Source organism: Azospirillum sp. UENF 312511 (genome assembly GCF_058780635.1).
The window spans coordinates 583,722-601,320 of sequence record NZ_JBSNCG010000005.1; the positions used below are offsets into that span (position 1 = coordinate 583,722).

The window sequence follows — 17,599 nt, forward strand, 5'->3', positions numbered from 1 at the left end:
AAACCCCTTGCCCCGCGAGCCCGTGTTTCTCTGGCGGTGGCTCTTGTTGATTGGCTTGCGTTCGTTGCCGGCGGTTGCCCGCCCTCAGGCCAGCACCCGGCCGATGTAGCGCCCGATGGCCGCCTTCAGCTCCATCGCCGATCCGGCGTCGAGCGCCAGAACGACGGTTCCCTCGACGTCGTGGGGCGGCGTCCGGAAGGTGACGTGGAACAGGATGGCCTGCGCCTCCGCCGTCAGGGCGACGCCGCAGCGTTCCAGGAGATCATCCCCCACGCCGCGCAAGACCTGCGGCAGGGTGGTGCCGACCGCGACGCCCAGGAGATTCCCCATGGAGGACAGGCAGCTGTTCAGCACGATGTTGCCAACCTCGGCCAGCACCTCCTCCACCAGCTCCACCGCGTCTTCCTTGGGGACGCCGGGCGGCAGCGCGGCGGCGGCCAGAGGCAGGCCGCTGCGTTCCGGCATCAGCAGAATCGCCGAGCCGAGGAAGGTGCCGGACAGGCACTCCGTCACCGCGATCAGCGCCCCCGGCAGCGCCGACCGAAGCAGGCCGGAGACCCGGTCCCCGGGAACGAGGCTGACCATCGGCACGGAGAGTTCCACCGGCCCGCCGATCATCCGGCTGAGCGCCGTGGACGCCCGGCCGACGCCGATGTTTCCCAGCTCCGTCAGCGCATCATGTTCCAGATCGTCCAGCTCAAACCTCATGGGGATCGGGTCCATCGGCGCGCGCCGGCCGGACCGTTCCGGTCAACCGGCGCCTCCACCGGCGCCATCAGCGGGCGACGGCCGGCGCGGCAGGCTGGCGGCGGTGAGGAACCGGGCCATCTGCTCCTCCTCCAGCGGCTTGGGCATGAAGGCGGCACCCAGCGCGCGGATGCCGGACACCACCGAATCCTGGGCGTTGGCCGTGATGATGGCGACGCGGATGTCCGGCTTCGCCTGCAGCAGGCGGGCGGCGGCCTCCAGGCCGTTGTCGCCCGGCATGTTGAAGTCGATTATGGCGATATGGATATCACTTTCGTCGAGTTTTCCATAAAGTTCAGCGCTGTTCGCCGCTTCGATGACCGTCCAATCCGGCTTGTTCCGAAGTATTATGCCGCGGACATGCATGCGGGACAGCTTGCTGTCGTCCACGACGATTACGGTCTTGCTCAACGCCTGTGCTCCGGGAGGAGAGAAAATTTGAATTGTGAAGCGATTATAACCGTCGCCACGCTGCGCGCCAGCATGGATTGAGGTCCGCAATCAGCGTTTTTCGGCGCGCCTCCCCTTGGCCGCCCGTGGTGGCTTTGCTAACAGAAGGTGGGCCAACAGGGTCATGCCGTCCGGGGTTCCGTCCGTGGAAGATTTCATCAGCGCGCTCGTGGTGTTTCTCGTCGTGGTCGATCCGATCGGGCTGGTTCCGATCTATCTCGGCCTCACCCGCGGCTTCGACAGCCGGCGCAAGCGGACCATCGCCCTGCGCGGCCCGCTGATCAGCTTCGCCATCATCGTCTTCTTCGCCTATCTGGGCGAGTTGGTGCTGAGCGCCCTGTCCATCGGCATGCCGGCCTTCCGCATCGCCGGCGGCGCGCTGCTGTTCTGGATCGCCTTCGAAATGCTGTTCCAGCGCCGGGCCGAGCGCAAGGAGCGCACCGCCGACGACGCCCGGACGGAGGAGGAGGCTCACGACCTCGCCGTCTTCCCGCTGGCGATCCCGTTGATCGCCGGGCCGGGCGCCATCACCTCGACACTGCTGCTGATGGACCGCTACGGCGCGACGCTGGGCGGTCAGGGCATGGTTCTGGGAGCCGCCGCGGTCGCCGTGGGCAGCGTCATGGCGCTGCTGGTCGTCGCCGATCTGGTGAACAAGCTGCTTGGACGCACGGTGATCCACACGGTCAGCCGCGTTCTGGGCATCGTCCTGGCGGCGCTGGCCGCCCAGACGATCATCGAAGGCATCACCGCCGTTTATCCGCCCCACTGATCTCCGCAAAGGACGCAGCCCCATGGACCGGCACACGCTCAGCAACGGACGCCTCGGCGCCGCGATCAAGGCCGACGGGGCGGAGCTGTGCTCGCTGTCCCTCGACGGGCGGGAGCTGCTCTGGCAGGCCGGTCCGGAATGGCCGCGCCACGCGCCGGTGCTGTTCCCCATCGTCGGCCGGCTGAAGGACGACACGTTGCGCCACCAGGGACGGACCTACCGCATGACGCAGCACGGCTTCGCCCGCGACCGCCGCTTCGCCTGGGAGGAGCACGCGCCTACCCGCTGCCGCCTGTCGCTGTCCGACGATGCGCAGACCCGCGCGTTTTATCCCTTCGCCTTCCGTTTGGAGCTGATTTTCGAGCTGGACGCGGACGGGCTGACCATCCGCCACCGCATCACCAATCCAGGCGATGAGACGCTGCCCGCCTCGCTCGGCGTGCATCCGGCCTTCCTCTGGCCGTTGCAGGACGGCGTTCCGAAGGAGGCGCATGAGCTTCTGTTCGAAACCGACGAGCCCGCGGCGATCCGCCGCGTCGAGGGCGGCCTGCTGGCGCCGCGGCCCGAGCCGACGCCCATCGAGGGCCGCCGCTTGGCGCTGAACGAGGGGCTGTTCACGCGGGACGCGGTGATCCTCGACCGGCCGGCCAGCCGTTCCGTCCGCTACGGCGCGCCCGGCACCCCGGTCCTCACCGTCTCCTGGGACGGCTTCCGGGAACTGGGCATCTGGTCCAAGCCGACCGGCGCGCCCTTCCTGTGCATCGAGCCCTGGCACGGCCACGCCTCCCCGGCGGAGTTCGACGGGGAGTTCGCGGACAAGCCGGGGCTGCTGCACATCGCCCCCGGAGCGACGCGGGAGCTGAGCTACCGCATCGCCGTGGGGTAAGGGACCGGCGTTCCGTCAGCCGCGTTTGTTCAGCGGAACGAAGGGGCGGCCCGGATTGCCGGTGTAGAGCTGGCGGGGACGCCCGATCTTCTGCTGCGGGTCCTCGATCATCTCCTGCCACTGGGAAATCCAGCCGACGGTGCGGGCCAGCGCGAACAGCACGGTGAACATGCTGGTCGGGAAGCCCATCGCCTTCAGGATGATGCCGGAATAGAAGTCGACGTTCGGATACAGCTTCTTCTCGACGAAGTAGGGGTCCTCCAGTGCGATCTTCTCCAGCTCCATGGCGATGGCGAGGTGCGGCTCGTCCTTGATGCCCAGCACGTCCAGCACCTCGTAGCAGGTCTGGCGCATGATCTTGGCGCGCGGGTCGTAGTTCTTGTAGACCCGGTGGCCGAAGCCCATCAGGCGGAAGGGATCGTTCTTGTCCTTGGCGCGCTTGATGAATTCGGGGATGCGCTCAACCGAACCGATCTCCTCCAGCATCAGCAGCACGGCCTCGTTGGCGCCGCCGTGGGCCGGCCCCCACAGCGCCGCGATGCCCGAGGCGATGCAGGCGAAGGGGTTGGCGTGCGACGAGCCGGCCAGCCGCACCGTGGAGGTCGAGGCGTTCTGCTCGTGGTCGGCGTGCAGGATGAAGATCTTGTCCATGGCGCGGGCCAGGACCGGATCGACCTTCCAGGTCTCGCACGGCGTCCCGAAGGTCATGTAGAGGAAGTTTTCCGCGTAGCTGAGGTCGTTGCGCGGATACATGAAGGGCTGGCCGACCGAGTATTTGTAGGCCATGGCGGCCATCGTCGGCATCTTGGCGATCAGCCGGTGCGCGGCGATCATCCGCTGGCGCGGGTCGAGGATGTCCGTCGAGTCGTGGTAGAAGGCCGACAGGGCGCCGGTCACCCCGCACATCACCGCCATGGGGTGCGCGTCGCGGCGGAACCCGCTGTAGAAGCGGCTCAACTGCTCGTGCACCATGGTGTGGTAGGTGATGGTGCGCTCGAACTCCTCCTTCTGCTGCGGATTCGGCAGCTCGCCGCGCAGCAGCAGGTGGCAGACCTCCAGGTAATCGCAGTTCTCCGCCAGATCCTGGATGGCATAGCCGCGGTGCAGGAGGATGCCTTCGTCGCCGTCGATGTAGGTGATCGCCGACTCGCAGCTCGCCGTGGAGGTGAAGCCGGGGTCGAAGGTGAAATAGCCGGTTTCGGCGTAGAGCTTGCGCACGTCGATGGCGCGCGGGCCGGTTTCGCCTTCCAGCAGCGGCAGCTTGACAGTTTTTCCGGTCGTGTCGTCGGTGACCGTGATGGTCCCGACCTGCTTGACCTCGCCGCGCCAGACCGGCCGGCCCTTGCTGCTCTCCATCGGCCCCTCCTTATGCACGCGTCATCGGGCGTGACGCTGTTTCGTTGCACGTAGGAGACTGTATGAATGGGGGGTGCCGTCAATAGCACTCCCGATAGATGCCACCCCGCCGGGCATAGGCCGTCAGAAAATCCCCGCCTCCAGCCCGGCGGCCATCAGCAACCCAAGCTCTTCGCAAGAGGCGGCGAAATCGTCGCGGTACGGGCCGCGGCAGACCAGCGGTTCCTGCACCGGGCGCCAGCGCAGCCCCGTCGCGATGGAGGCGACGGCGCGGCAGGTCCCCGTCCCGTCATGGCCCGCCCGGACGAACAGCGCGTAGGGCATCCCCTGCGTGCGCTCCAGGCAGGGGTAATAGCTGCGGTCGAAGAAATCCTTGAGCGCCCCGCTCATATAGCCCAGATTCTCGGTCGTTCCGAGGATCACGCCCTGCGACTCCAGCACATCCTCCGGCCCGGCCTCCAGCGGCGGTTTCGCCACCACCTCCACCCCCTGCACCTCCGGCGAGCGCGCCCCGCGCAGCACGGCCTCCAGCAGCGCCCGCGTGTTGGGCGACGGGCAGTGGGCGACGACGAGGAGGCGTTTGTGCGGCATGATTCGTCCTTTCCACGGCGACTGTACCAACAACACAGGATGACGTCCCATGAGCGAAGACGCGCGCCGCATCGTCGTCGTCACGGGTGGCCCCGGCTCCGGGAAAAGCACCCTGATCGACGCGCTGGCCCGCGAAGGCCACGTCCACAGCGTGGAGGCGGGCCGCGCCATCATCCAGGACCAGACGGCCATCGGCGGTTCGGCGCTGCCCTGGATCGACCCGTCGGCCTTCGCGGAGCTGATGCTGTGCTGGGAACTGCGCTCCCTCCGCCTCGCGCGGGAGCAGGCGGGAACGGTCTTCTTCGACCGCGGCATCCCGGACATCCTCGGCTATCTGCGCCTGATGAAGCGCCCGGTTCCCGCGCATATGGAGACGGCGGCTCGCCGCTTCCGCTATCACCGGACCGTCTTCATCGCACCGCCTTGGCCGGAGATTTTCGCGCCGGACGCCGAGCGCCGGCAGACCCTGGTTGAGGCCGCGGCAACCCACGACGCCATGGTCGAGAGCTACGGCGGCCTGGGTTACGAGCTGGTCGAACTGCCCAAGGCTCCGGTGGCGGAGCGGCTGCGCTTCGTCCTGGATCGGCTTGCCGGGTCGGGGCCGCTCAGGCCATGAGTTGGCCGCCGTTCACCTCGATCACCTGCCCGGTGATGTAGCCGCTGAGCACCTCGGACGCCAGGAACAGATAGGCGCCGACGCAGTCCTCCGCCGTGCCCAGCCGGCCCAGCGGGATGCGCGCCGCAGTCGCCGCCAGCTTCTCCGGCGAGGAGTAGCGCTGGTGGAAATCGGTGTCGATGGTGCCGGGCGAGACGGCGTTGACGCGGATGCGGTCCGGCGCCAGCTCCGCCGCCAGGGAGCGGGTGAAGGTCGATACGAAGGCCTTCGACGCGCTGTAGATCGACGAGCCGGGGCTGCCCCCGGTGCGGGCGGAGATGGAGACGGTGTTGACGATGGTCCCGCCCCCAGCGGCCCGCAATGCCGGCAGGGCGCGCCGGCAGGCCACGACGACCGAGCGCAGGTTGAGGTCGATCACCTCGTCCAGGAAATCGTCGCCGACCCGCTCCAGCGGCACCCGCCCGACCATAGTGCCGGCGTTGTTGACGAGGATGTCCAGCCCCCCCAGCGCCTGCACCGCGGCGTCCACCGCCGACTCCACGGCGCGCGGGTCGCGGAAGTCGCCGGTGACAGCGTAGACCTCCGTCCCGCCCGCCGTCAGGGCGAGCGCCAGCCTCGCCGCGGCATCGTTGCCACCAGAACCGTGGAGCGCCACCCGCGCGCCCAGGCTGGCGAAAGCGGTGCCCACCGCCGCCCCGATGCCCCGGCTGCTGCCGGTCACCAGCACGCGCTTGCCGCGCAGGTCCTCGCCCAACAGAGTCATGGCTCGTGCCCCTCAGCGTTCGCGGCGCACGCGGCGCACCGCGTCCAGCCAGCCGTCGTACAGGCGACCCCGCTTGGCCGCATCCATTCGCGGCTCGAACCGGCGGTCGCAGCGCCAGGCGCCGGCCAACGCCGCCTGATCGCGGTAGACCCCGGCCTTCAACCCAGCGAGCCCGGCGGCACCCAGCGCGGTCGTCTCGATCACCGCCGGGCGTTCCACCGGCAGGTCCAGCACATCGGCCAGGAACTGGCACAGCCAGTCGTTCGCCGCCATGCCGCCGTCCACCCGCAGCGCGTCGGAGGTCGCCGTGTGCGCGGCCGACCAGTCGGAAACCATGGCGTCGCGCAGGTCGCGCGTCTGGAAGGCCACAGCCTCCAGCGCGGCGCGGGCGATGTGGGCCGGGCCGGCGTCCAGCGTCAGGCCGAAAATGGCGGCACGGGCCTCGGGGTCCCAGTGGGGGGCGCCCAGTCCAACGAAGGCCGGCACCAGATAGACGCCGTGGCTGTCCGGAACGCGGGTCGCCATGTCGTCGGTCTGCGAGGCGTGGGTGATGATCCCCAGCCCGTCGCGCAGCCACTTGATGGCCGCCCCGGCGATGAAGATGGAGCCCTCCAGCGCGTAGGTCGTCCGCCCGTCCAGCCGGTAAGCGACGGTGGTTAGCATGTTGGAGCGCGATTCCACCGGTTCGTTGCCAGTGTTCAGCAGGGCGAAGCAGCCGGTGCCGTAGGTGGACTTGACCATGCCCGGCTCGAAGCAGGCCTGCCCGAAGGTCGCCGCCTGCTGGTCGCCGGCGATGCCGGTGATGGGGATGGCGCGGCCCAGCAGGTCCGGCTCCGTCGCGCCGAACTCGGCGCTGCTGTCCAGCACCTCCGGCATCATGGTGCGGGGGATGCGGAACAGGGCGAGCAACTCGTCATCCCAGTCCTGGCGGTGGATGTCGAAGACCATGCTGCGCGAGGCGTTGGTCGCGTCGGTGGCGTGCACCCGCCCGCCGGTCAGCCGGTGCAGCAGGAAGCTGTCGATGGTGCCGAAGCACAGTTCGCCCCGCTCCGCCCGCTCCCGCGCGCCGGGAACATGGTCGAGAATCCAGGCGATCTTGGTGGCGGAGAAGTAGGAATCGATCAGCAGCCCGGTCTTGCGCCGGACCAGCGGCCCGCAGCCCTCCTCGACCAGCTTGCGGCAGAGGTCGGAGGTGCGGCGGTCCTGCCAGACGATGGCGCGGTGCACCGGCTCGCCGGTGCGGCGGTCCCAGACGACGGTGGTTTCGCGCTGGTTGGTGATGCCGATGGCGGCGATGTCCGCCGCGCCCAGCCCGGCCTCGTCCACGGCGCCCCGCATCACCGCCACGGTGTCGCGCCAGATGTCCTCCGGATCGTGCTCCACCCAGCCGTCGTTCGGATAATGCTGCGCGAACTCGCGCCGGGCCACCCCGGCGGGAACGCCCTGCCGGTCGAAGACGATGGCGCGGGTGGAGGTGGTGCCCTGATCGATGGCGAGAACGTGGCCGGCTTCAGACATGGTCTTTCCTATGGTCTTGGTCGTTCCCTCTCCCCTTTGGGGAGAGGGTTTAGGGTGAGGGGGTTGCGCTTTTGCCGGACGTGCCGCCATGCACATCCTCCTCACCCCCCTCTCCCCCACAGGGGAGAGGGTTATCTTAAGTTGTTTACAACATCACTGAACCATCGCGGCCTTCTTCGGCGGCGAGGCCGGCCAGGACTTGATGAGCTGGTCGTAGTCCACCGTCTCGCCCTTGGGCTTCTCGTTGGACAGCTTGCGCTGCGGCGCGGTGGTGCCGTCCTTCTCGGCCTTGGCGAACCAGAACTCCGCCGACTCCTTCTTGTTCAGCTTCGGCCCGCACTCGCCCTGCACGCCCGACCGCTCCAGACGCTCCATCACCGAGTCCTGGGCCGCGGCCAGCGCGTCCATCGCCGCCTGCGGCGTCTTGGCGCCCGACGAGGCATCGCCGATGTTCTGCCACCAGAGCTGCGCCAGCTTCGGGTAATCCGGCACGTTCACGCCGGTCGGCGTCCACTGCACGCGCGCGGGGGAGCGGTAGAACTCGACCAGCCCGCCCAGCTTCGGCGCGCGCTCGGTGAAGCTCTTGTCCCAGATGTCGCTTTCCCGGATGAAGGTCAGGCCGACATGGCTCTTCTTCAGGCTGACCGACTTGGACATGGTGAACTGGGCGTAGAGCCACGCCGCCTTGCGGCGGTCCACCGGGGTGGATTTCAGCAGCGTCCACGACCCGGCGTCCTGGTAGCCCAGCTTCATGCCGTCCTTCCAATAGGCGCCCTTGGGCGACGGGGCCATGCGCCATTTCGGCGTGCCGTCGGCGTTCACCACCGGCAGGCCGTCCTTCACCATGTCGGCGGTGAAGGCGGTGTACCAGAACATCTGCTGCGCGACGTTGCCCTGGGCCGGCACCGGGCCGGATTCGGAGAAGGTCATGCCCGCGGCCTGCGGCGGCGCGTATTTCTTCAGCCACTCCACGTATTTGGTGACGGAGTAGACGGCGGCCGGGCCGTTGGTGTCGCCGCCCCGCTCGACGGAGGAGCCGACCGGGCTACAGCCCTCCATGCGGATGCCCCACTCGTCCACCGGCTTGCCGTTGGGCAGACCCTTGTCGCCGTTGCCGGCCATCGACAGCCACGCGTCGGTGAAGCGCCAGCCCAGCGACGGGTCCTTCTTGCCGTAGTCCATGTGGCCGTAGACCTTGACGCCGTCGATCTCCTTCACGTCGTTGGTGAAGAACTCGGCGATGTCCTCATAGGCCGACCAATTGACCGGGACGCCCAGCTCGTAGCCGTACTTGGCCTTGAACTTGGCCTTGATGTCCGGGTTGGTGAACCAGTCGTAGCGGAACCAGTAAAGGTTGGCGAACTGCTGGTCGGGAAGCTGGTAGAGCTTGCCGTCCGGCGCGGTGGTGAAGGACGTGCCAATGAAGTCCTTCACGTCCAGCGTCGGCAGGGTCACGTCCTTGCCCTCCCCGTCCATCCAGTCGGTGAGGGGAACCACCTGCTTGTAGCGGAAATGGGTGCCGATCAGGTCGCTGTCGTTGATCCAGGCGTCGTAAATGTTCTTGCCGGACTGCATCTGCGTCTGGATCTTCTCGACCACGTCGCCTTCCTGGATCAGGTCGTGGCGCAGCTTGATGCCGGTGATCTCGCTGAAGGCCTTGGCGAGCGTCCGGGCCTCGTACTCATGGGTGGTGATGGTTTCCGAGACGACGTTGATCTCCATGCCGGCGAAGGGCTTGGCGGCGTCGATGAACCACTGCATTTCCTTCAGCTGCTCCTCCTTCGACAGGGTCGAAGGCTGGAACTCGCTGTCGATCCAGCGCTTGGCCGCCTCGATGTCGGCGAAGGCCGGGGCCGATGACAGAAGAAGCGCCGCCGCGGATGCGGAGGCGAGATACAGGGTACGCATCGTTTATTCCTCCCGTTTCCATTGTTATAGGCCCGTTCCGGCCGGCAACGGCCGGCCGTCACACCCAGCGGAAGACCGCCGCGGCGTAGAGAAGCGAAAGTGCTGTCGCGTACTGCACCTCCCCGCCCACCAGCCCCAGCCAGGCGAGGTGGATGAAGGCGCTGCCGAGCAGCGTGATGAACAGCCGGTCGCCGCGCGTCGTGGTGATGCCCAGCACGCCGGGGCGCGCAACCTCCGGCCGGTTGAGCGCGAGGACGGTCAGCAGGGTCAGCAGCCCGGCGATGACGGCGAAGAAGGCGCCGGTCTGCCAGGTCCAGGCCATCCAGGCGAGGTGTTCGGTGACATTGTCCATGGCGGCGTCCTCCCTCCCGTCAGACGCGGCCCAGGGCGAAGCCCTTGGCGATGTAGTTGCGCACGAACCAGATCACCAGCGCGCCGGGCAGGATGGTCAGCACCCCCGCCGCCGCCAGCAGCCCCCAGTCCATGCCGGAGGCCGAGACGGTGCGCGTCATCGTCGCAGCGATCGGCTTGGCGTCCACCGAGGTCAGGGTGCGCGCCAGCAGCAGCTCGACCCAGCTGAACATGAAGCAGAAGAAGGCGGTGACGCCGATCCCGCTGGCCACCAGCGGCATGAAGATCTTCACGAAGAAACGCGGAAAGCTGTAGCCGTCGAGATAGGCGGTCTCGTCGATCTCCCGCGGTACCCCTGACATGAAGCCTTCCAGAATCCACACCGCCAGCGGCACGTTGAACAGGCAGTGGGCCAGCGCCACGGCCAGCGGCGTGTCGAACAGCCCGATGGCCGAGTAGAGGTTGAAGAAGGGCAGCGCGAAGACCGCCGCCGGGGCCATGCGGTTGGACAGCAGCCAGAAGAACAGATGCTTGTCGCCGACGAAGCGGTAGCGCGAGAAGGCGTAGGCCGCGGGCAGGGCCAGCGCGATCGACAGCACCGTGTTCAGCGCCACATACTGCAGCGAGTTCAGGTAGCCCGAATACCAGGACGAATCGGTGAAGATGCGTCGGTAATTCTCGAAGGTCAGGGTGTGGGGCCACAGCGTCAGGCCGCTGACGATCTCGGTGTTCGTCTTCAGGCTCATGTTCACGAGCCAGTAGATCGGCAGCATCAGGAACAGGATGTAGAGCGTGAGGACGATCCGTGCGCGCAGCATGGCCCGTTTCCTTTGCTAGTTCCGTTGCACGTCCATGCGGGTCATGACGGTGTAGAAGACCCAGCAGACCGCCAGGATGATCAGATTGTAGACGATGGACAGCGCCGCCGCCTTGCCGAGGTCGAACTGCCCCAGCGCCAGCTTGACGAGGTCGATCGACACGAAGGTGGTCGAGTTGCCGGGACCGCCGCCGGTCACCACGAAGGGCTCGGTGTAGATCATGAAGCTGTCCATGAAGCGCAGCAGCACGGCGATCAGCAGCACCCGGTGCATCTTCGGCAATTGGATGTTGCGGAACACCGCCCAACGTGACGCTCCATCGATTCTTGCGGCTTGATAGAAGGCGTCGGGAATGGAACGCAGGCCGGCGTAGCAGAGCAGCGCCACCAGCGAGGTCCAATGCCAGACGTCCATCGTCACGATGGTCACCCAGGCCGACAGCGGGTCCGCCGTGTAGTTGTAGGGGACGCCAAGCCGGTTGACCGCCCAGCCCAGCAGGCCGATGTCCTCGCGGGCGAAGATCTGCCAGATGGTGCCGACGACGTTCCACGGAATCAGCAGCGGCAGCGCCAGCACCACCAGCGTCGCCGCCACCCGCCAGCCGTGGCGCGGCATGCTCAGAGCCACGGCGATGCCCAGCGGCACCTCGATCAGAAGGATCAGCAGCGAGAACAGCAGGTTGCGCCACAGCGCGTCGAAGAACCGCCCGCCGAGGTCGGTGGAGGGGTCGAGAAGCTCCTGGTACCAGCCGATGCCATTCCAGAAGAACTGGTTGTTCCCGAAGGTGTCCTGCACCGAGTAGTTGACCACCGTCATCAGCGGCAGGATGGCCGAGAAGGCGACGATCAGCAGAACCGGCAGGACCAGCAGCCAAGCTCCCTGATTGACGGGCTTATCCATCACGCCGCCTCCCCTTCCACGAGCGTTCCGTCCGCGTAGACATGCACCATGGCGGGGTCAAGCAGCAGCGACGCCTCGTCCCCCGCCAGCGTCAGATCCTCCGGGACCGTCGCGGCCATCGGCAGGCCCGACAGCTCCACCCGCGCGATGCGCGTGCGCCCCAGATCGTCCAGACGCCGCACCCGCACCGGCACGCCGCCGGCCCCGGCGGGCGCCAGCGTGGCGAACTCCGGCCGCACGCCGATCTCGATCTTCGCTCCGCCATTGAGGGCTGGATAGCCGCGGTGCAGCGCGATGACGTGACCACCGACCCGCGCGGCGCGGCCCGACACCTCGGCCGGCAGGACGTTCATGCCCGGCGACCCGATGAAATGGCCGACGAAGACGTGGGCCGGGCGCTCGAACAGCTCCTGCGGGCGCCCCACCTGCACGACGCGCCCGTCATGCATCACCACCACCTTGTCGGCGAAGGTCAGCGCCTCCGTCTGGTCGTGGGTCACGTAGATCATCGTCAGGTCGAGCGCGCGGTGCAGCGCCTTCAGCTTCGACCGCAGCTCCCATTTCAAATGGGGGTCGATGACGGTCAGCGGCTCGTCGAACAGGATGGCCGCCACGTCCGGGCGGACCAGCCCACGCCCCAGCGAAATCTTCTGCTTGGCGTCGGCGGTCAGGTTCCGCCCGCGCCGGTTCAGGTCCGCCGTCAGGTCGAGCAGCCCGGCGATCTCGCGCACCCGCGCGTCGAGCGGCGCCCCGCGCAGGCCGCGATTGCGCAGCGGAAAGGCGAGGTTCTCGTACACCGTCATGGTGTCGTAGACGACGGGGAACTGGAAGACCTGGGCGATGTTGCGCGCCTCGGTCGGCAGCGCCGTCACGTCCTTGCCGTCGAACAGCACCCGCCCCTCGCTGGGGGTCAGCAGGCCGGAGATGATGTTGAGAAGCGTTGTCTTGCCGCAGCCCGACGGCCCGAGCAGCGCGTAAGCCCCGCCCTGCTCCCACACATGGGTCATCGGCTTCAGCGCGTAGTCGTCGTCGCCTTTGGGATTGGATGTGTAGCTGTGGCCGAGGGATTGAAGGTCGATGCGCGCCATGCCGTCCGCCCTCCCGTCACGCCGCCATGACCAGCGGCGGCGCCGCGGCCAGCCGCCCGTCATGGCCGAACACGAACAGCCGCCGCGGGTCGATGAAGCACTCGATCCGCTCGCCCGGTTCGACCTCCAGCACGCCGCGCGTAACGGCGACCCAACGGTCGGTTCCGCCATCGGTGCGCGGCAGGTCGATATGGACGAAGCTCTCCGACCCGGTGATCTCGCTGACCGCCACCGCACCGCTCAGGGACATCGCGTCGGCGTGGGGCCGCGTCAGGTGCAGGTGGTCGGCACGGAAGCCGATGGTGTAGTCGTCGTCCGGCAGCTCCGCCAGGACGCCCCGCGCCGGCCCGTGCTCGCCCGTCGCCAGAACGATCTGCAGACCGCGCTTGTGCACCCGCATGGTGTTGAGCGGCGGGTCGGAGAAGACGCGCGCGCTGGTCAGGTTGGCCGGGCGGCGGTAGACGTCCGGGGTGCGCCCGAACTGCGCCAGACGCCCTTCCCACAGCGTCGCCGTGTTGCCGCGGAGCAGCAGCGCCTCCGCCGGCTCCGTCGTCGCGTAGACGAAGACGGCGCCGGTCGCGGCGAAGATCTTCGGCAACTCCTCCCGCAGTTCCTCGCGCAGCTTGTAGTCCAGGTTGGCCAACGGCTCGTCGAGCAGGACGAGCTGCGCCTCCTTCACCAGGGCGCGGGCGATGGCGGTGCGTTGCTGCTGGCCGCCGGAGAGCTGCTGCGGCGTGCGCTGCAGGTAGGGCTCCAGCTTCAGCAGGCGGGCGGCCTCCCGCACCTTGCGGTCGATCTCGTCCTTGGGCCGGCGGGCGACCCTCAGGGGAGAGGCGATGTTCTCGTAGACGGTCAGGGACGGGTAGTTGATGAACTGCTGGTAGACCATGGCGACGGAACGTTCGCGGACGTGCCGCCCCGTCACGTCCGCCCCGTCCACCAGCACGCGCCCGGCGCTGGGCACGTCCAGCCCGGCCATCAGCCGCATCAGCGACGTCTTGCCCGACAGGGTCGGCCCCAGCAGAACGTTCAGCGACCCGCGCTCCAGGCTCAGCGACACGTTCTCCAGGTGAACGTGGCCGCCGACATGCCTGCTGACCTTGTCCAGAACCAAGCCCACCGGCCTTCCTCCCCAATATTCATTTTTTCTTTATTGAGATGGTTTTTGTCGCCGTGTTTCCAGCCCACTATTCGGCAGCGTCGGATGCCCTCTCCCTTCGGCTGCGCTCCTCGGTCATGAAGGCGTCGAGCGCCTGCGCCTGGGCGGCGTCCAGCCGCAGCCCCAGCTTGGTCCGGCGCCACAGCACGTCCTCGGCGGTCTCCGCCCATTCCTCCGTCATCAGATAGCGGACCTCGGCCTCGGTCAGGGTGCCGCCGAAATCGCGGCCCAGATCCTCCGGCCGCGCGGCGCTGTCGAGAATCCGGCGGGCGCGGGTGCCGTAAGTGCGCGCCAGCCGCTCCAGATGCGGCTGCGTCAGGAAGGGCGCCCGCCCGCGCAGTTCGGCGACCAGCGCCGCAACGCCGTCCACCGGAAAATCGCCGCCCGGCAGAGTCCCGGCGCTGCTCCAGTCCGACGCTCCCGGAGCCAGCTTCGGCAGGAAGGGCGCCAGCTTGGCGATGGCTGCGTCGGCCAGACGGCGGTAGGTGGTGATCTTGCCGCCGAAGATGTTGAGCAGCGCCGCCTTCCCATCGCCCGGCGCGTCGAGCGCCAGCACATAGTCGCGGGTCGCCGCCTGCGCCGTCGAGGCGCCGTCGTCGTAGAGCGGGCGGACGCCGGAATAGGTCCACACCACGTCGGCCGGGGTCACCGGCTTGGCGAAATAATCCCCGGCGGCGGCGCAGAGATAGGCGATCTCCGCCTCCGACGCGCGGACGTTCGCGGGATCGCCCTGGTAGTCGTTGTCGGTGGTGCCGATCAGGGTGAAGTCGCGCTCGTAGGGGATGGCGAAGACGATGCGCTTGTCGGCGTTCTGGAAGATGTAGCAACGGTCGTGGTCGAACAGCTTCGGCACCACAATGTGCGAGCCCTGGACCAGACGGATGCGCGCGTCCACCGTGGAGCGCGCGCCCTGCCGCATCACCTCCGACACCCAGGGGCCGGCGGCGTTGACCAGCGCGCGGGCGCGGATGCTGCTGCGCTGGCCGCTGCGCGCATCCTCGACCGTCACCGTCCACAGCCCGTCCTCGCGGACGGCGCCCAGGAAGCGGGTGCGGGTGCGGATCGTCGCGCCCATGCGCGCGGCGTCCTGCGCGTTCAGGACCACCAGACGCGCGTCGTCGACCCAGCAATCCGAATATTCGAAAGCGCGACCGAAACCGGGCTTCAGCGGCTTTCCCGCCGGATCGCTGCGCAGATCGAGCCCGCGCGTGCCCGGCAGCTTCTCCCGCCCGCCGAGATGGTCGTAGAGGAACAGGCCCAGCCGCAGGAACCAGGAAGGCCGCAGGCCGGGCAGATGGGGCAGGACGAAGCGCAGCGGCCAGATGATGTGCGGCGCCATGCGCCACAGCACCTCGCGCTCGCGCAGCGCCTCGCGGACCAGCCGGAACTCGTAATATTCCAGGTAGCGCAGGCCGCCGTGGATCAGCTTGGTCGAGGCCGAGGACGTGCCCGACGCCAGATCCTTCTGTTCGCACAGATAGACGGAGCAGCCCCGCCCCGCGGCATCGCGTGCGATGCCACAGCCGTTGATGCCGCCGCCGACGATGGCAAGGTCGTAGACCCCGGCCATCCATCCCTCCTCTCCGCTGTGCGCCCGCCCTTTGCGGTCTGCGCCTTTGCTTTCGTTTCAAACGGTAGCCGAGGGTTCAGCGGGCCGCAATACGAAAAAAGTGAAAGTGATACGAAAGGACATGGCGCCATCCCCCCTCCCTCGTTGGGGGAGCCGGTGTCCGTTGCCACATAAGTTGGCGGATTGCCAAGTTAGTGGTCGGCGTTTGCCACGATTAGCGACATTTCCGACCGGCAGAACTGCCCTATAACAATGACTTAACGGACACGGCGCCCCGCCTTGGCTGCGGCTCCGCTCTGACGGCACATTTTTAAGGGTGCTGAGAGCTCCTTCGATCGCAACGCGGACAGGGTTGCGTTGAGCCACCGTCCTCGGTAGCTCAAGGATCGGCGCACCCCGAAACGGGTAAGCGCGACGGCCTATCGCTTGCCCGTACCTGATTGCCCTGGTATCGCTATACCGACAAGCCTTCCATGGAACCGATCAAGGATCTCCTACTTTCGTTTCTGGTCGCCTACGGGCGCGCCACATTTCGGTTCGATGCTCCTTGCACCGCCGCCCAGAAGATTGCGCACTGACCCAAACTCAATGGCCTCACGGCAAACTAATCCGAAAGTGAGATAAATTGGGAAATTCTCAAATTCATTTGTTGCGCAATGGCGTCCATGCCGTTCGTATTTGGTCTGGCAAAAAAGAGCTTTGGCTGGCCTTTTGCCCAAAGACGAAGCGGCGTCCGCGGTTTTACCCATCGCTCTCCCACATCCACAAGGCGATTCAATCTCTGGAAAATGACAATAAAAGGAAAGTCATAGAACTTTCCTGGGAAAGCAATATTATCATAGAAGTTGCAAACATATTAGAAAATAACATTGACATTATATCTGTTGAGTACCTTGGTATCAAAGTATTTTTTGTTAGACGCCGAGGGAGGATTATAACGCCAGCGATTAACTCTTTGGATGAAGCATATGCTAAAGCAGTCGACATCGCATCAAAATCAGGCATTGATCCTAGCGGCAGCCTCATCCGCGGGGTTGGATTATGACCGCATCTATGCCATAATGGTTTCATTTTCGAGTTGAGATTCTGACATCTGGCGATTGAACGGATGGTCCGGAACCAACATGGATTCTGGACCATGAATGGCCTCGTAAGCTTTTGCTTTTCTCAACCAACATTTTGCTGTGTTGATTATGGCGTGGTGTTCAGGCAACACGGTAGGACCGGCTTCCAGGTGGCGTAGCAGATAGGACGTGACCCTGACCGACCCACGTTGAATCGCGTGATCAAGGGTCCTAAGGTTTAAAGCAAGAGCTTCTTCTCTGCTAAGAAGATTTGTATTATATTTCATCACCACGCCCAATGTTGATGTTGGATATTTCAGGAATGAATTGCCAACGCTAGCAATGCTAATCACCGACGCCCCAGACCCCCTTCGGCGTCTCGCTCAGCTTCTCAAGTTCACCGCGAGCATCAAGGCTGTCCTCGGGCTGCATCTTCAGCAGCGCCTTGAAGCAGAGCGTTGCCTGGTCGGGCTGTCCGTGATCGGCCAGGGCTTGGCCGTAGGCCAGGATGGCCCGTATGAACGGCCGCGTGCCGGGTTCATCCCACCACTCGACACGCTGGTTGCCCTTCAGGGCCGGTGCCCAGACGCGGTTCCCGATGCGAACTGCCTCACGCAGCAGGGCGATGGACTCCGCCATGGATCCAGCATGCTCGGCCAGCACGAGATGAGCGTCGATGTTCTCGCGGTCGTAGGCGAGCACCATCCGAGCCGCCTTCACCTGTGCCGTCTTGCCTTCCGCATCGAACATGTCATCGACCAAGTCGGCTACGTGGTCCGTAAGATCGTTGGCGACGTGGGGGCCGCAGGCGCTGCCTGTGAGTCTGGCCTTCGCCAGGGGCGGATCGATCGGCAGCATCTCTTTCTCCTCGTGCCAGTGACGAAAACCAAGATGACCGATGTGATTGCAAGAGACGCCAGGGGAGACATTGGGCACTGGTTCACGGTCGGCTGCGCAGCGTAAACACCGCTTACCCCCACGTCCGAGTTACCTATAGCGCCCAATAGCGCGGTGGGTTCCCCGTCAGTATGTTCCTGTTATG

Annotated in this window: 18 protein-coding genes; 4 read left to right on the forward strand and 14 right to left on the reverse strand. The window is 66.5% G+C overall.

Going from position 1 to position 17,599, the window contains the following annotated elements; all coding sequences use genetic code 11:
* Positions 1-84: 84 nt before the first annotated feature.
* Together ACWPN7_RS31135 and ACWPN7_RS31140 are read right to left on the reverse strand one after the other, a co-directional pair.
* Positions 85-708 carry a chemotaxis protein CheC gene (locus ACWPN7_RS31135; protein WP_198129061.1) on the reverse strand — a complete coding sequence of 208 codons (624 nt, stop codon included), beginning with the start codon at positions 706-708 and terminating at the stop codon, positions 85-87.
* A gap of 42 nt (positions 709-750) precedes the next feature.
* Positions 751-1,248: a response regulator transcription factor gene (locus ACWPN7_RS31140; protein ID WP_247897158.1), complete on the reverse strand. Its 498-nt coding sequence runs from the start codon at positions 1,246-1,248 to the stop codon at positions 751-753.
* A gap of 94 nt (positions 1,249-1,342) precedes the next feature.
* On the opposite strand from ACWPN7_RS31140, the gene ACWPN7_RS31145 reads away from it, so the two are divergent.
* Together ACWPN7_RS31145 and ACWPN7_RS31150 are read left to right on the forward strand one after the other, a co-directional pair.
* A complete protein-coding gene (locus ACWPN7_RS31145) occupies positions 1,343-1,969 on the forward strand; it encodes a MarC family protein (RefSeq protein WP_237907691.1) in 627 nt (208 codons plus the stop codon).
* Between the two features lie 22 nt (positions 1,970-1,991).
* Complete coding sequence (locus ACWPN7_RS31150) at positions 1,992-2,855, forward strand: aldose 1-epimerase family protein (protein ID WP_459197075.1); 864 nt, start codon at positions 1,992-1,994, stop codon at positions 2,853-2,855.
* A gap of 15 nt (positions 2,856-2,870) precedes the next feature.
* On the opposite strand, the gene gltA is transcribed toward ACWPN7_RS31150, so the two are convergent.
* Positions 2,871-4,211 carry a citrate synthase gene (gene gltA / locus ACWPN7_RS31155; RefSeq protein WP_051658467.1) on the reverse strand — a complete coding sequence of 447 codons (1,341 nt, stop codon included), beginning with the start codon at positions 4,209-4,211 and terminating at the stop codon, positions 2,871-2,873.
* A 123-nt stretch (positions 4,212-4,334) separates the two neighbouring features.
* Entirely contained in the window at positions 4,335-4,802 is a 468-nt protein-coding gene (locus tag ACWPN7_RS31160) for a flavodoxin family protein (RefSeq protein WP_349619684.1), read from the reverse strand.
* A 49-nt stretch (positions 4,803-4,851) separates the two neighbouring features.
* Here ACWPN7_RS31160 and ACWPN7_RS31165 point away from each other — a divergent pair, with 49 nt between their 5' ends.
* Entirely contained in the window at positions 4,852-5,418 is a 567-nt protein-coding gene (locus tag ACWPN7_RS31165; RefSeq protein WP_492273661.1) for an AAA family ATPase, read from the forward strand.
* Here ACWPN7_RS31165 and ACWPN7_RS31170 read toward each other — a convergent pair.
* The 9 genes from ACWPN7_RS31170 to glpD all read right to left on the reverse strand — a co-directional run bounded on the left by ACWPN7_RS31170 (position 5,408) and on the right by glpD (position 15,493).
* Positions 5,408-6,181, reverse strand: a complete 774-nt coding sequence (locus ACWPN7_RS31170) for an SDR family NAD(P)-dependent oxidoreductase (protein ID WP_040136358.1) — start codon at positions 6,179-6,181, stop codon at positions 5,408-5,410. The genes ACWPN7_RS31165 and ACWPN7_RS31170 overlap by 11 nt on opposite strands.
* A gap of 12 nt (positions 6,182-6,193) precedes the next feature.
* Positions 6,194-7,699 (reverse strand): glycerol kinase GlpK, encoded by a 1,506-nt coding sequence (gene glpK, locus ACWPN7_RS31175; protein ID WP_459197073.1) that lies wholly within the window; start codon positions 7,697-7,699, stop codon positions 6,194-6,196.
* Positions 7,700-7,852: 153 nt separating this feature from the next.
* Positions 7,853-9,607 (reverse strand): ABC transporter substrate-binding protein, encoded by a 1,755-nt coding sequence (locus ACWPN7_RS31180; protein WP_459197072.1) that lies wholly within the window; start codon positions 9,605-9,607, stop codon positions 7,853-7,855.
* Between the two features lie 58 nt (positions 9,608-9,665).
* Positions 9,666-9,959 carry a DUF2160 domain-containing protein gene (locus ACWPN7_RS31185; RefSeq protein ID WP_459197071.1) on the reverse strand — a complete coding sequence of 98 codons (294 nt, stop codon included), beginning with the start codon at positions 9,957-9,959 and terminating at the stop codon, positions 9,666-9,668.
* Between the two features lie 19 nt (positions 9,960-9,978).
* Positions 9,979-10,776, reverse strand: coding sequence for a carbohydrate ABC transporter permease (locus ACWPN7_RS31190; RefSeq protein WP_014242527.1), 798 nt, complete (start codon positions 10,774-10,776; stop codon positions 9,979-9,981).
* Between the two features lie 15 nt (positions 10,777-10,791).
* Positions 10,792-11,676, reverse strand: a complete 885-nt coding sequence (locus ACWPN7_RS31195; RefSeq protein ID WP_492273662.1) for a carbohydrate ABC transporter permease — start codon at positions 11,674-11,676, stop codon at positions 10,792-10,794.
* The gene (locus tag ACWPN7_RS31200; protein ID WP_456524699.1) at positions 11,676-12,764 is read right to left on the reverse strand and encodes an ABC transporter ATP-binding protein; all 1,089 of its coding nucleotides are present in this window, start codon (positions 12,762-12,764) and stop codon (positions 11,676-11,678) included. The genes ACWPN7_RS31195 and ACWPN7_RS31200 overlap by 1 nt, the downstream gene beginning before the upstream one ends.
* Before the next feature lie 16 nt (positions 12,765-12,780).
* On the reverse strand, positions 12,781-13,884 hold the full coding sequence (locus ACWPN7_RS31205; RefSeq protein ID WP_459197069.1) for an ABC transporter ATP-binding protein: 1,104 nt from the start codon (positions 13,882-13,884) through the stop codon (positions 12,781-12,783).
* A gap of 67 nt (positions 13,885-13,951) precedes the next feature.
* Positions 13,952-15,493 carry a glycerol-3-phosphate dehydrogenase gene (glpD, locus tag ACWPN7_RS31210; protein ID WP_459197068.1) on the reverse strand — a complete coding sequence of 514 codons (1,542 nt, stop codon included), beginning with the start codon at positions 15,491-15,493 and terminating at the stop codon, positions 13,952-13,954.
* 625 nt (positions 15,494-16,118) lie between these two features.
* On the opposite strand from glpD, the gene ACWPN7_RS31215 reads away from it, so the two are divergent.
* On the forward strand, positions 16,119-16,538 hold the full coding sequence (locus tag ACWPN7_RS31215) for a hypothetical protein (RefSeq protein WP_492273663.1): 420 nt from the start codon (positions 16,119-16,121) through the stop codon (positions 16,536-16,538).
* Positions 16,539-16,902: 364 nt separating this feature from the next.
* Here the strand turns inward: ACWPN7_RS31215 and ACWPN7_RS31220 are convergent, their stop codons facing one another.
* Positions 16,903-17,415: a hypothetical protein gene (locus tag ACWPN7_RS31220; protein WP_492273664.1), complete on the reverse strand. Its 513-nt coding sequence runs from the start codon at positions 17,413-17,415 to the stop codon at positions 16,903-16,905.
* Positions 17,416-17,599 lie beyond the last annotated feature (184 nt).